Origin of the sequence: Actinomyces capricornis (assembly GCF_019974135.1) — a bacterium.
GTDB lineage: Bacteria > Actinomycetota > Actinomycetes > Actinomycetales > Actinomycetaceae > Actinomyces > Actinomyces capricornis.
The window spans coordinates 406903-420252 of the sequence record NZ_AP025017.1 but is presented as its reverse complement, the minus strand read 5'-3'; the positions used below and the strand labels follow the sequence as shown (position 1 = coordinate 420252).

7 protein-coding genes are annotated in these 13350 nt (G+C 72.0%); 1 reads left to right on the top strand and 6 read right to left on the bottom strand.

Annotated elements, in window-relative coordinates:
* The first annotated feature begins 9 nt into the window (after positions 1 to 9).
* Positions 10 to 960, top strand: coding sequence for a tetratricopeptide repeat protein (locus tag MANAM107_RS01690; RefSeq protein WP_223910299.1), 951 nt, complete (start codon positions 10 to 12; stop codon positions 958 to 960).
* A 183-nt stretch (positions 961 to 1143) separates the two neighbouring features.
* Here the strand turns inward: MANAM107_RS01690 and MANAM107_RS01685 are convergent, their stop codons facing one another.
* From MANAM107_RS01685 to trpS, 6 genes are all read right to left on the bottom strand, one after another.
* Positions 1144 to 3510, bottom strand: coding sequence for a glycogen/starch/alpha-glucan phosphorylase (locus tag MANAM107_RS01685; protein WP_223910296.1), 2367 nt, complete (start codon positions 3508 to 3510; stop codon positions 1144 to 1146).
* A gap of 449 nt (positions 3511 to 3959) precedes the next feature.
* Entirely contained in the window at positions 3960 to 6206 is a 2247-nt protein-coding gene (gene glgB / locus MANAM107_RS01680; RefSeq protein ID WP_223910294.1) for a 1,4-alpha-glucan branching protein GlgB, read from the bottom strand.
* A gap of 66 nt (positions 6207 to 6272) precedes the next feature.
* Positions 6273 to 7805 carry a phosphotransferase gene (locus MANAM107_RS01675; RefSeq protein ID WP_223912718.1) on the bottom strand — a complete coding sequence of 511 codons (1533 nt, stop codon included), beginning with the start codon at positions 7803 to 7805 and terminating at the stop codon, positions 6273 to 6275.
* A gap of 2 nt (positions 7806 to 7807) precedes the next feature.
* A complete protein-coding gene (gene treS, locus MANAM107_RS01670) occupies positions 7808 to 9718 on the bottom strand; it encodes a maltose alpha-D-glucosyltransferase (protein WP_223912715.1) in 1911 nt (636 codons plus the stop codon).
* A gap of 113 nt (positions 9719 to 9831) precedes the next feature.
* Complete coding sequence (locus MANAM107_RS01665) at positions 9832 to 11949, bottom strand: alpha-1,4-glucan--maltose-1-phosphate maltosyltransferase (RefSeq protein WP_373314063.1); 2118 nt, start codon at positions 11947 to 11949, stop codon at positions 9832 to 9834.
* Positions 11950 to 12053: 104 nt separating this feature from the next.
* Complete coding sequence (gene trpS / locus MANAM107_RS01660) at positions 12054 to 13169, bottom strand: tryptophan--tRNA ligase (RefSeq protein ID WP_223910291.1); 1116 nt, start codon at positions 13167 to 13169, stop codon at positions 12054 to 12056.
* Positions 13170 to 13350 lie beyond the last annotated feature (181 nt).

Here is a 13350-nt window from a genome sequence, read left to right as displayed (position 1 = left end):
CCGTCATCCATGAGCATGTTCGGTGCCGTCGACCTGTCCACCCTCGCCCCCTCCACCGCGCCGGGCGGGGGCGCAGCGACGCCGGGCGGCCGTCCCGGCGCCCCCGGGGTCGGGGCCGCCGGGGCGGGTGCCTCGGGTGGCCTGCCCGCCCCGCTCATCGTGGAGGTCGATGCCACCACGCTCAGGGATGTGGCGGAGATCAGCACGCAGGTGCCGGTGCTCCTGGTCCTGCACAGCCCCCGCAGCCAGGCCGCCACCGATCTGGTCGCGCTTCTGGAGCGCCTGGCCCAGGAGTACGGCGGGCGCTTCCAGCTGGGCCGCATCGACGTCGACGCCGCACCCGAGGTGGCCCAGGCCCTCCAGGCCCAGGCCGTGCCCGCCGTCATGGCGCTGCTGGCCGGCCAGCCCGTCCCGATCTTCCAGGGCACGGCGCCCGAGGAGGAGCTGCGCCGCGTCATCGACCAGCTGCTCCAGCTCGCCGCCAGTAACGGGGTCACCGGCACGATCGCCGTCGACGGCACTGAGGAGGCCGAGCCGCCCGAGGAGGAGAGCGAGGTCGAGAAGGCGGCCCGGCAGGCCATCGAGGCCGGCGACTATGCGGCCGCCGAGGAGGTCTACGACCGCGCCATCAAGCAGTCCCCGGGCGATGACCAGCTCAAGGCGGCCCGCAGCCAGGTCCGCTTCCTGGCCCGCACCGACGGCGTGGACCCCGCCGCGGCCCTGGCGGCCGCCGATGCCGCGCCCCAGGACCTCCAGGCGGCCCTGGCCGGGGCCGACGCCGCCCTGGCCCTGGGGGACGCCAATGCCGCCCTGGTGCGGGCCCTGGAGGCCGTGCGCTCCCACACGGGCGAGGAGCGCGAGACCGCGCGCCTGCGCCTGCTCGAGCTCTTCGACATCGTGGGCTCCGGCTCCCCCGAGGTCGCCCGGGTGCGCCGCATGCTCGCCACCATCCTGTACTGATCTGTACTGACCTGTACTGGCCTGCACTGACCCTTGGCCAGCCGCGCTGCGCCACCTGCACTGCGGGCTGAGGGGGCGGCGCAGGCCGCTGGCACGGCGAAGGGCCGTGGCGCGGATCGCGCCACGGCCCTTGCGCATCCCCGGCGGCTGCCGCTCAGCCGCCGGGGCACTGCGGGGTCGGGGTCAGCCGACGGGGGCCGGCTCGATCTTCCACACCTCGCGCGCGTAGTCGTCGATGGTGCGGTCGGAGGAGAAGCGTCCCGAGCGGGTGATGTTCACCCAGGCCTTGCGGGCCCAGGCGCGCTGGTCGGCGTAGTCGGCGGCCATGGCGTCCTTGGCGCTCCGGTAGGCCTCGAAGTCACCCAGGACGTAGTAGACGTCGGCGGGCTCGTAGGAGTCCTCCAGGAGGCTGCGGCGCAGGTCGGCGAACCAGCCCGAGCCGTTGTCGTCCAGGGTGCCGTCGGTGAAGGCGTCCAGGACCCGCTTGAGCCCGGGCACCGTCTCGTAGGCGGTCCGGGGGTTGTAGGTGCGGCGCAGCTCGGGCAGCTCGTCCTCGGTGGCCCCGAAGATGTAGGCGTTGTCGTGGCCCACGGCCTCCAGGATCTCCACATTGGCGCCGTCGAGGGTGCCCAGGGTCAGGGCGCCGTTCATCATGAACTTCATGTTGGAGGTGCCCGAGGCCTCCTTGCCCGCCATCGAGATCTGCTCGGAGACGTCGGCGGCGGGGATGATGTGCTCGGCGGGGGAGACGTTGTAGTTGTGGATGAAGACGACCTTGAGGGTCTTGGAGACCACCGGGTCGTTGTTGACCAGCTCGGCCACGGCGTTGATGAGCTTGATGACGCCCTTGGCCCGGATGTAGCCGGGGGCGGCCTTGGCCCCGAAGATGAACACGCGCGGGGGCACCTCCATGCCCGGGTTCTCCTTCATGCGGAAGTAGAGGTCCAGGATGTAGATGGCGTTGAGCAGTTGGCGCTTGTACTCGTGGAGGCGCTTGATCTGGACGTCGAAGATCGCCTCGGGGTCGATCTCGATGCCCTCGCGGTCCTTGACCCAGGCCGCGAAGTCCTTCTTGTTGGCCTGCTTGACCCGGGTGAGGCGGTCCAGGACGGCGTCGTCGGCGGCATCGGTGTAGTCCGCCAGCACCGACAGGTCTTTGACCCAGGCGTCGGAGCCGGTGACCTCGTCCAGGAGGGCCGACAGGCGCGGGTTGCACTGGCGCAGCCAGCGGCGGGGGGTGACCCCGTTGGTCTTGTTGTTGAAGCGCTCGGGCCAGATCGCGTGCCAGTCCTTGAGGGTCTCGCGCTTGATGATCTCGGTGTGCAGCGCCGCCACGCCGTTGATGGAGTAGGAGGCGTAGCAGGCGATCCAGGCCATGCGGACCTTGTCGCCACTGATGGGGGCCATGTAGTCGATGACGGACTGCTCGATGCCGCGGTCGGCCATCTCGGCGCGGAAGCGGCGGTCGATCTCGCGCACGATCTCCATGATGCGCGGGAAGAGGCGCTCGAAGATGGAGATCTCCCAGGTCTCCAGGGCCTCGGCCAGCACCGTGTGGTTGGTGTAGGCGAAGGTGCGGGTCACCACCGACCAGGCCTCCTCCCAGCCCAGGTGGTGGACGTCCATGAGCAGGCGCATGAGCTCGGGGATGGCCAGGACCGGGTGGGTGTCGTTGAGCTGGACGGCGTTGAAGTCGGCGAAGCCGCGCAGATCGGTGCCGTGGACCTGCACGTAGTTGTCCACGATCTCCTGCAGGGAGGCCGAGCAGAAGAAGTACTGCTGGCGCACCCGCAGGACCTTGCCCTCATAGGTGGTGTCATTGGGGTAGAGGACCCGGGAGATGTCGGAGATGCGCTCGCGCTCGACAATGGCGTCGGTGAAGCGCTGGGAGTTGAAGGCGTCGTAGTCGAACTCCTCGACCGGCTCGGCCTTCCACAGTCGCAGGGTGCCCACGTTCTTGGTGCCGTAGCCGGTGATGGGCATGTCGTAGGGAACGGCGCGCACCGTCATGTCCTGGTAGCGCACCAGGCGCTGGTCCTCCTCGTGGCGGATGACGAAGGGGTAGCCCTCCTCCATCCAGGGGTCGGGGTGCTCGGTCTGGAAGCCGTCGTTGAACAGCTGCTTGAACAGGCCGTAGCGGTAGAGGATGCCGTAGCCGGTCACGGGCAGGTCCAGGGTGGCGCAGGAGTCCAGGAAGCAGGCGGCCAGGCGGCCCAGGCCGCCGTTGCCCAGGGCGGCGTCGGGCTCCTGCTCCAGGACGTCGGTGAGGTTGATGCCGAAGGCCTCGACGGCCTGGCCGGCCTCCTGGACCAGTCCGAGGTTGGTGAGGTTGTTGAGCAGGGCGCGGCCCATGAGGAACTCGGCGGAGAAGTAGTGCTCCATGCGCCCGGCGCGGTACTTCTGCTGGGTGGCGTACCAGTCCTCGGCGATGGCGTCGATGACGGCGGCGGACAGGCCCTGCCAGACCTCCATGGGGGTGGCAGCGGCGGCGGGGCGACCGGAGACGGCGCGCACCTGCGCGGGCACGCTCGTGACCAGGTTCTGTGTCATGGCTTCTTTCCTCATGAGGCAGCAGGTTCGCCGACTGCAAGATTCTTGCAGCGGTATGAAACAAGCGTACATCGCCGTGGCTCGGGCCCACCGGCGCGCAGGGCGGGGAAGGCCGCGCGCCCGTGCGAGACACCGCCAGACTACCGGCTCGGGCTGGACTGTGCTGGACCATGGTCCCTGGACGAGCCCGGGCAGGGACCATGGTCGGCTCTTGGTGCCCGCCTCATGCGACGCATCTCGCCCGCGGGCGGGCGACGGGCACGGTCAGGCACGGCGCTGCCGAGGGCACTGCCGACAGGTGCCGGGCTGCACACAGACAGGTGGGGGCCTACCGGATCACCGGCAGGCCCCCACCGAGGCTCTCGCCCCGGGGTCGGGGTGAGAAGCGGGCGGTCAGCCCCGCGCCGCGGCTTGTCCCTGCTCGTCCTTGCTGGGCGCGGTCTGCCGCCTCAGTCCCGAGCGGGGCGCAGGAAGACCGCGCCCATGGGGGGGATGCGCAGGCGCACCGAGGCGGGGCGGCCGTTCCAGGGCAGCTCCTCGGCCTCCACCCGGCCCAGGTTGCCCACCCCCGAGCCGCCGTAGAGCTCGGAGTCGGTGTTGAGCACCTCATCCCAGCTGCCGGCGAAGGGCAGCCCCACCCGGTAGCCCTCGTGGGGGGTGCCGGCGAAGTTGACCACGCAGACGATGAGGTCCTCGCGGTTGTCCGCATCGCTGCCCTTACGCAGATAGGACAGGACGTTGTGGTCCCCGTCGCCGGCCTCGATCCACTCGAAGCCGCGGTGGGAGAAGTCCTCGGCCCACAGGGCGGGGGAGTCCTTGTAGAGGCGGTTGAGGTCCCCCACCAGGGCGAGCAGGCCCTGGTGGCCCGGGTCGTCCAGGATCCACCAGTCCAGGGAGTGGTCGGCGTTCCACTCCGCCCCCTGGCCGAACTCCTGGCCCATGAAGAGCAGCTGCTTGCCGGGGTGGGACCACTGGTAGGCGTACAGGGCCCGCAGCCCGGCCAGCTCCTGCCAGGCGTCGCCGGGCATCTTGGACAGCAGCGAGCCCTTGCCGTGGACGACCTCGTCATGGCTCAGCGGCAGGATGAACTGCTCGGAGAAGGCGTAGACCAGGGAGAAGGTCAGCTCCCCGTGGTGGTAGCGGCGGTTGACCGGGTCCTCGGCCAGGTAGCGCAGGGTGTCGTTCATCCAGCCCATGTTCCACTTCAGGCCGAAGCCCAGGCCCCCGTACTCGGTGGGCGCGGTCACCCCGGGCCAGGCGGTGGACTCCTCGGCGGCCATGAAGATGCCGGGGCACTTGCGGTAGGCGGTGGCGGTGGACTCCTGCAGGAAGCTGATGGCCTCCAGGTTCTCCCGCCCGCCGAACTGGTTGGGCCGCCACTGGCCGTCCTGGCGCGAGTAGTCCAGGTAGAGCATGGATGCCACGGCGTCCACCCTCAGGCCGTCGATGTGGAACTCCTGGAGCCAGTACAGGGCGTTGGCCACCAGGAAGTTGCGCACCTCGTTGCGCCCGAAGTTGAACACGTAGGTGCCCCAGTCGGGGTGCTCCCCGCGCTGGGGGTCGGGGTCCTCGTACAGGGGGGTGCCGTCGAAGCGGGCCAGGGCCCACTCGTCCTTGGGGAAATGGGCGGGCACCCAGTCCAGGATGACGCCGATGCCGGCCTGGTGGAGCTGGTCGACCAGGTAGCGGAAGTCGTCGGGCGTGCCGAAGCGCGCCGTGGGGGCGTAGTAGCCGGTGACCTGGTAGCCCCAGGACCCGCCGAAGGGGTGCTCGGCCACGGGCATGAACTCCACGTGGGTGAAGCCGGCCTCCTTGACATAGGGCACGAGCTCCTCGGCCAGGCCGCGGTAGCCCAGGCCCTGGCGCCACGAGCCGATGTGCACCTCGTAGATGCTCATGGGCCCGTTGTGGGGGTTGGTGGCGGCGCGCCGCTCCATCCACTCCTCGTCCTGCCACTGGTGGACGGCGTCGGTGACCACCGAGGCCGTGGCCGGGGGCACCTCGGAGGCCCGCGCCATGGGGTCGGCCTTCTGGTGCCAGGAGCCGTCGGCGAAGCAGATCTCGAACTTGTAGCGGGCCCCCACGCCCACGCCGGGGATGAACAGCTCCCAGACCCCCGAGGCGCCCAGGGAGCGCATGGCGGTGGCGGTGCCGTCCCAGTAGTTGAAGTCGCCGACCACGCGCACGGCCCGCGCGTTGGGCGCCCAGACGGCGAAGGCGGTGCCCTCGACCTCGCCCATGGGGCCCGAGTAGTGCTTGACGTGGGCGCCGAGCACCTCCCACAGCTCCTCGTGGCGGCCCTCGGAGATGAGGTAGGTGTCCATCTCCCCCAGGGTGGGCATGAAGCGGTAGGGGTCGTCGACGGTGGTGGTCTCCTGGCCGTAGGTGACCTCGATGCGGTAGTCGGGGATCTCCTGGCCGGGCAGGAGGGCCACCCACACCCCGTCTTGCTCGTGGGCGGCGGGGTAGGAGCCCTCGGCGGTGACGATGACGACGGCGTCGGCCAGATGGCGCACGGTGCGCACGGTCACGCCGTGCTCGCCCACGTGGGCGCCCAGGACCTCGTGGGGGTTGTGGTGGCGGGCGTTGGCGATATCGGCCAGCTGCCAGGTGTCGATCTGGACGGGGGCTGGGGCCTGCGGGGCCTGGGGGACGTCGGCGGGCTCAGTGGGCTCGGGGGCCTTGGAGTCTGTCATGCGGCAACTCTTCCATGCGAGGGCGGTCAGGGTGGGGGTTTGGACGGCGGTCGAAGGAATCCGTGCTCAGGGTGCGTCGATGGGCGCCTCCCCGGGGTGGGCCGCTTCGGCGGCCATGAGCGAGGCGATGCCGGCCACGGGGATGCCCAGCCAGTCGGGGCGGTTGCGCGCCTCGTAGACGGCCTCGTACAGCGCCTTGTCCAGCTCCAGGCAGGTCAGGACGGTGGCGCGCGCCCGGCGCTCCTGGGCGCTGCGCGCCGGGCGCTCGGCCTCATACCCCCGGGTCAGGGCGGCGCGCATGGCGGGCAGCCAGTCGGGGCGGGCGGCCCGGCCCACGGCGTCGGCGTAGTCCAGGGAGCGCAGCATCCCGGCGAGGTCGCGCAGGGGCTGGTCGGGCCGGCTGCGCTGGGCCAGGGGCCGCAGCGGCTCGCCCTCGAAGTCCAGGACGTACCAGCGCTGGGCGCCCCCCACCTCGCGCAGGACCTGGCCCAGGTGGTAGTCGCCGTGCACCCGGGTGGCCGGCTCCAGGGCCTCCAGCTCCTCCAGCGCGCCCAGGGCCCGCTCGATGCTGGCCCCCAGGCCGGGCAGGCGCCGGGACAGCTCGGGGACCTCGGCGGTGGCCCACTCGGCGCGAGCGCGCAGGGCGGCGGCCAGCTCGGTCGGGGACTGGGCCTGCTCGGCGCCCAGGGCGGCGGCCAGGTGGTCGTGCATGTCGGCGGTGGTGCGCCCCAGGTCCTCGGCCAGCTCCTCGGCGCGGCGCCGCACCGGCCCCTCGCCGTCGTCCTGGGCGGCCAGCTCGCAGAACAGCTCGAAGCCGTCCTCGGCTTTGGGGATGAAGGCGCAGGCCACGGCCGAGTCGGTGGCGGCCTGGGAGCCATCGGGCATGGTCCAGGACAGGGCCGACCAGGCCACGGGACGGCGCACCCGGTCCCAGCCCTGGCGGGCCAGGGCCACGGAGACCTCCACATCGGGGTTGCGCCCGTGGGCCAGGACCCGCAGGAGCTTGACGATAAGGTCGCCGGTGGCGGAGTCCTGGGGCCCTCCCGCCTCCTGGGGGGAGCGCGGGGCGGGCAGCACCACGGAGGTGTTGGACTGCTCCCCGGTGGTCACCCGAAGGCGATCGGCCCGCTGGGCGATGGCCCGGGCGCCCTGCTCATCCAGGACCGTGCCGGCCTCCAGGGCCCCGGCGGCCCAGGTGCGCCAGAAGGCCGGGTGGTGGGCGCCGTCGACCAGGGCCAGGGCGCCGTGGGGCCCCTGGAGGATCAGCCCGTGGCTGCCGGGGGCCTGGCCGGGGGTGGCGAAGCCCTCCAGCGCCCCGGCCTCCTCCAGGACCAGGGGGACCTGCATGATCACCGGCTCCCGCCCGCCCTCATCGCCGCGGGGGGCCGCGATGAGCAGGTGGCGCACCCCGGGGGCCGGCTCCCAGGAGGCCACAATGCTCAAGGAGCCGGGGGCGGGGGCCGCGGTCCCCTTGAGGGGGAACCAGCGCCGCTGGAGCAGCCAGGGCCCCAGGGCCTCCAGCAGGGCACCGTCCTGCGGCCAGGTCAGGGCACCGGTCTCAGGGCGCTGGGGGGTCCCAGGGGCCGACGGCGTCGTCATGCTCATGGCGCCCCCTGCGCCGCGTCGTGGCCCGGGGCGGTGCCCTCGGCCTCCGGCACGGCGGGCCGCTCCTGCTCGCCGTGCTCCTGCGCGTCCTCATCCGCGTGCTCAGCGTGGCCGGCGGCCTCGGCTCCGCCCGCGGCCGCGCTGATGCGGGCCGCCGCCGAGCCGGCACCCTCGGCCTCCGGGTCCCCCTGGGCGGTGGGCCCCACGGTCAGCCAGTAGTAGCCGCGCGCCCCCAGGGTCAGGGTGATGCGGCCCTGCTCGTCGATCGCGGGGAAGGGGGTGCCCCCGAAGATGTCCGTGGTGGGCCTGCCCGCCAGCTCGGGGACCTCCACCGTGACCGCCCGGGGCACGGTGGACAGGTTGGCCAGGCACAGGAGCACCTCGGCGCCGGGCAGCTCGGGGTCATCGCAGCGGGTATGGGCCAGCACGGCGTCGTCGCTGGTGGTGCGCAGGGTGAAGCGCCCGCGGCCCAGCACCGGATGGGCCCGGCGCAGGTGCAGCAGGCGGCGCGTGAAGTGCAGCATCGAGTCCGGGCGGGCCATCTCGGTGGCCACCGTCAGGTGGGCGTAGCCGGGGGTCTGGATGATGGGGACCGTCAGCGCACCGGGGTCCACCACGGTGGAGAAGCCCATGTTGGGCGAGTCGTCCCACTGCATGGGGGTGCGCACGGCGTCGCGGTCCTCCAGCCAGATGTTCTCCCCCATGCCGATCTCATCGCCGTAGTACAGGCAGGGGCTGCCCGGCAGCGACATCAGCAGGGTGTGGGCCAGCTCGATCTCGGCGCGCGAGGCGTCCAGCAGGGGGGCCAGGCGGCGCCGGATGCCGATATTGGCGCGCATGCGCTCCTCGGGCGCGTACCAGGCGTACATCTGGTCGCGCTCGGCATCGGTGACCATCTCCAGGGTCAGCTCGTCGTGGTTGCGCAGGAAGGTGCCCCACTGCCCGTGGGCGGGGATGTCGGGGGTGCGCTCCAGGACCCAGCGGATCGCCGAGGCCGAGCCCTCGCGCAGCGCGTAGTAGATGCGCGGCATCACCGGGAAGTGGAAGCACATGGTGCACTCGGGCGCCTCCTCGGTGCCGAAGTACTCCACCACGTCCTGGGGCCACTGGTTGGCCTCGGCGATGGTGATGACCCCGGGGAACTCCCGGTCCAGCAGCTCGCGGATGCCCGCGATGATGGCGTGCGTGCCCGGCAGGTTCTCGCAGTTGGTGCCCTCGGCCTCGATGAGGTAGGGGATGGCGTCCAGGCGGAAGCCGTCCACGCCCGTGCGCGCCCAGAAGCGGACGACGTCGTGGACGGCCTCGACCACGGCGGGGTTGTCGTAGTTGAGGTCGGGCTGGTGGGAGAAGAAGCGGTGCCAGTAGAACTGGCCGCGCTCGACGTCGTAGGCCCAGTTGGACTCCTCGGTGTCCACGAAGATGATGCGCGTGTCGGGGTAGCCCGAGTCGTCGTCGCGCCACACGTAGAAGTCCCCGTAGGGGCCCTCGGGGTCCGAGCGCGAGGCCTGGAACCAGGGGTGGGCGTCCGAGGTGTGGTTGAGCACCATATCGATGATGATGCGGATCCCGCGCTGGTGGGCCTGGTGGACCAGCTCGCGGAAGTCCTCCATGGTGCCGTAGCGCGGGTCGATGGCCGTGTAGTCCGAGATGTCGTAGCCGCCGTCGCGCATCGGGGAGGGGTAGAAGGGCGGGATCCACACGCAGTCCACCCCCAGCCAGGCCAGGTAGTCCAGGCGGGAGATGAGGCCGGGCAGGTCCCCGGTGCCGTCCCCGTCGGAGTCGGCGAAGGAGCGCAGCAGCGCCTCGTAGAACACCGCGGTGCGGAACCATTGGGGGTCGGCGCTCAGCCCGGGGCGCTCCTGGGGGGGAAGGGCCGGGATCCCGGGGATGGCCGGTGTCAGGGTCATGGGCGCGGGGGCGCCGCCCGCCGCGGTGGGGCGCACCACCGGGATCGCCCCGGACACGGCGGGCGCGCCGGACTGGCCGCCCCCCGGCTGCGGCTCGGCCCCCGGCACGACGCTCACAGGGCCTCCACCGAGAAGATGTGGGCCACCTGGCCGGCGAAGGGGTCGAGGCGCACGTAGTTCTGCCCCGACCAGTCGTAGGAGGCACCGGTCAGCTCATCGGTGACCCGCACCACCGGGTGGGAGCCGTCGGTGCCCGCGGGCAGGCCCAGGGCCTCCAGGTCGAGGTAGACCTCGCCGGCGCGCGCGCTGTGGGGGTCGAGGTTGACCACCGTGAGCACCACGTCCTGGCGGCCGGTGGGGCTGTGGGCGGCCTCCAGGCGCTTGGAGTAGGCGATGAGGCTGTCATCGCTGGTGGCGTGGAAGGTGATGTTGCGCAGCTGGGTCAGTGCCGGGTGGGCCGCCCGTGCGGAGTTCAGGCGCGTGAGCAGGTCCTCGATGCCATTGGCCCGGGCCGCGCCGAAGTCGCGGGGCTTGTACTCGTACTTCTCGTTGTCGATCTGCTCCTCGTAGCCGGGGCGGGGGGTGGACTCGGCCAGCTCGTAGCCAGAGTAGATGCCCCAGGTGGGCGACAGGGTGGCGGCCAGCACCGCGCGCAGCTTGAAGGCCGGGACCTTCCCATTGGTCATGAAGGGGGTGAGGATGTCGTGGGTGGTGGGCCAGAAGGCAGGGCGCAGCACGTGGGCGGTGTCCCGGCTCAGCTCCTCTATGTACTCGATGAGCTCCGCCTTGGTGTTGCGCCAGGCGAAGTAGGTGTAGGACTGGTGGAAGCCGATCTTGCCCAGGGTGCGCATCATCGCCGGGCGGGTGAAGGCCTCGGCCAGGAAGAGCACCTCGGGGGACTCGGCGTGGATCTGGGCGATGAGCCGCTGCCAGAAGGGCAGGGGCTTGGTGTGGGGGTTGTCGACGCGGAAGATCGTCACCCCGTGGCGGATCCAGGTGCGCACCACCTCCAGGATCGCGGCGTAGATGCCCTCGGGGTCGTTGTCGAAGTTCAGGGGGTAGATGTCCTGGTACTTCTTGGGCGGGTTCTCCGCATAGGCGATGGAGCCGTCGGACAGCACCGTGAACCACTCAGGGTGCTCGGCCACCCACGGGTGGTCGGGGGAGCACTGGAGGGCCAGGTCCAGGGCCACCTCCATGCCCAGCTCGCCGGCGCGCGCCACCAGGGCGTCGAAGTCCTCGAAGGTGCCCAGGTCGGGGTGGATGGCGTCGTGGCCGCCGTCGGCCGAGCCGATCCCGTAGGGGGAGCCGGGGTCGCCGGGGCGGGCGGTCAGGGTGTTGTTGCGGCCCTTGCGGTTGGTCAGACCGATGGGGGAGATGGGGGTGAGGTAGAGGACGTCGAAGCCCATGGCTGCGATGCGCTCCAGGCGCTCGGCGGCCGAGCGCAGAGTGCCCGAGTGCCAGTTGCCGTGCTCATCGGCCCCCGAGCCCAGGGAGCGGGGGAAGATCTCGTACCAGGATCCGGCCAGCGCGCGGGGGCGGTCCACCTGCAGGGGGTAGGCCGCCGAGGGCGAGACGTAGTCGCGCAGGGGCAGGCGCTCCAGGGCGGCGACCACCTCGGGGGAGCGGCCCGCGGCCAGGCGCTCCTCGGGGCTGCGGGAGGCCTCGCGCAGCCCCGAGGCCGCACCGCGCAGGACGGAGGCGCCCTCCTCATCGCGGCCTTGGACCTGCGCGGCGCGCTCCAGGACCCGCGCGCCCTCCTCCAGCATGAGCTCGACGTCGACGCCCGCGGGCACCTTGATGCCCGCGTCGTGGGACCAGGTGGCGTAGGGGTCGGACCAGCCCTCGACGCGGAAGGACCAGTCGCCGGGGGCGTCGGGCACCAGCTGGGCCTCGTAGAGGTCCCGGCCCACCGCGATCTCCCTCATGGGGGCGCTGGGGCCGTCGGTGCCGTCGGGGCGGATGAGCACGGCGGTGGCGCCGAAGCGGTCATGGCCCTCGCGGAAGACCGTGGCCCGCACCGGGATGACCTCGCCGACCACCGCCTTGGCGGGCCACCGCCCGTCCTCGATGACGGGGAAGACCTCGGTGACGGGGATCCGGCCCACCGGGGCGAAGGGGGTGGGCTGGGGGACGGCCCCCACCGGGAAGGCCGGCGGGGCGGGGGTCTGGGTCTCGTGCTGGTCGGGGGACGGCGTCGTCGCGGCCTGGCGCGTGGTGTTGGGGGTCACAGGGACAGCCTACCCGGCCCACGAGCATCTGTGGCCCGATGCCGCAGGCTGGGTGTCGGCCCGGTCAGCGCTCGCGGAGGGGCGCGGACCGGGACCGTTGAGGCTCAGGCGTAGTCCATGCCCATGGCGGTACGCACGTCGTCCAGCGTGGCCTGGGCGACCTCGCGGGCCCGCTGCGTGCCCTGGGCCAGCACCTGGGACAGGTGTCCCTCGTCGGCCACCAGCTCGGCGCGACGGGCCCGGATGGGGGCGAAGAACTCGTTGACCGCCTCGGTGACCAACGCCTTGAGGGCCCCCGCCCCGCCGTCGCCGATGGACTCGGCGATCTGCTCCGGGGCCCCGGCCCCGCACAGGGAGGCCAGCATGAGCAGGTTGGAGACCTCGGGGCGGGCGGCCGGGTCGTAGGTGATGACCCGCTCGGAGTCCGTCTTGGCCTTCCTCAGCAGCTTGGCGGTCTCATCGGCGCTCATGCGCAGCTCGATGGTGTTGCGCCGCGACTTGCTCATCTTCTCCCCGTCCAGGCCCAGCAGCAGGGGCGCCTCGCTGAGCAGGGCCTCGGGACGGCGGAAGACCGGGTGGTCCTCCACCGCCCGGCCGTAGCGCTTGTCGAAGCGCTGGGCGATGAGCCGGGCCTGCTCCAGGTGGGGGAGCTGGTCCTTGCCCACCGGCACCAGGTTGGCCTGGCAGAACAGGATGTCGGCCGCCTGGTGGACGGGGTAGGTGAGCATGAGCCCGGTCATGGCGCGCCCGTCGGTGGCCTCCAGCTCGGCCTTGACCGTGGGGTTGCGGTGCAGCTCGGACTCGGTGACCAGGGACAGGAAGGGCAGCATGAGCTGGTTGGCGGCCGCGACCCCCGAGTGGGCGAAGATCGTCGAGCGCCGGGGGTCCACGCCCACCGCCAGGGTGTCGGCCACCAGGGACAGGACGCGCTCGCGGATGGGGCCCACGGAGTCGCGGTCGGTGATCACCTGGTAGTCGGCCACCAGGATCCAGGTCTCCACGCCCGCGTCCTGGATGGCCTGCCAGGAGTGCATCGTGCCGAAGTAGTGGCCCAGGTGCATGTGCCCGGTGGGGCGCACCCCGGTGAGCATGCGGTAGCGCCCGGGGTTGACGGCCAGATCCGCCTCGATCTGCGCCGAGCGGGCGATGGAGCGGGCCAGGGAGGCCTCATTGGTGGCGGTGGCCAGGGCCTCCTCGGCCGAGGTGGGGGTCTGAGTCATGGGCACATCCTAGCCGCGCGCCGTTCCTGCCCCGCCGCCTGGCGCGGCCCCGCCCCGTGGCGCGGGGGTGCGCAGAGCCCAGGATGCGAGTGCGGGGTGCACCATGCGACGACCCCGCACTCGCATCCTGCACCCCGAACTCGTCTTCTGCGCCCGGCACCTCGACCGCGGCCGGGGCGCC

Coding starts and splice junctions, on each gene's coding strand:
- MANAM107_RS01690 (WP_223910299.1), top strand. CDS start 10: ATGAGCATGTTCGGTGCCGTCGACCTGTCCACCCTCGCCCCCTCCACC.
- MANAM107_RS01685 (WP_223910296.1), bottom strand. CDS start 3,510: ATGACACAGAACCTGGTCACGAGCGTGCCCGCGCAGGTGCGCGCCGTC.
- glgB (WP_223910294.1), bottom strand. CDS start 6,206: ATGACAGACTCCAAGGCCCCCGAGCCCACTGAGCCCGCCGACGTCCCC.
- MANAM107_RS01675 (WP_223912718.1), bottom strand. CDS start 7,805: ATGACGACGCCGTCGGCCCCTGGGACCCCCCAGCGCCCTGAGACCGGT.
- treS (WP_223912715.1), bottom strand. CDS start 9,718: ATGACCCTGACACCGGCCATCCCCGGGATCCCGGCCCTTCCCCCCCAG.
- trpS (WP_223910291.1), bottom strand. CDS start 13,169: ATGACTCAGACCCCCACCTCGGCCGAGGAGGCCCTGGCCACCGCCACC.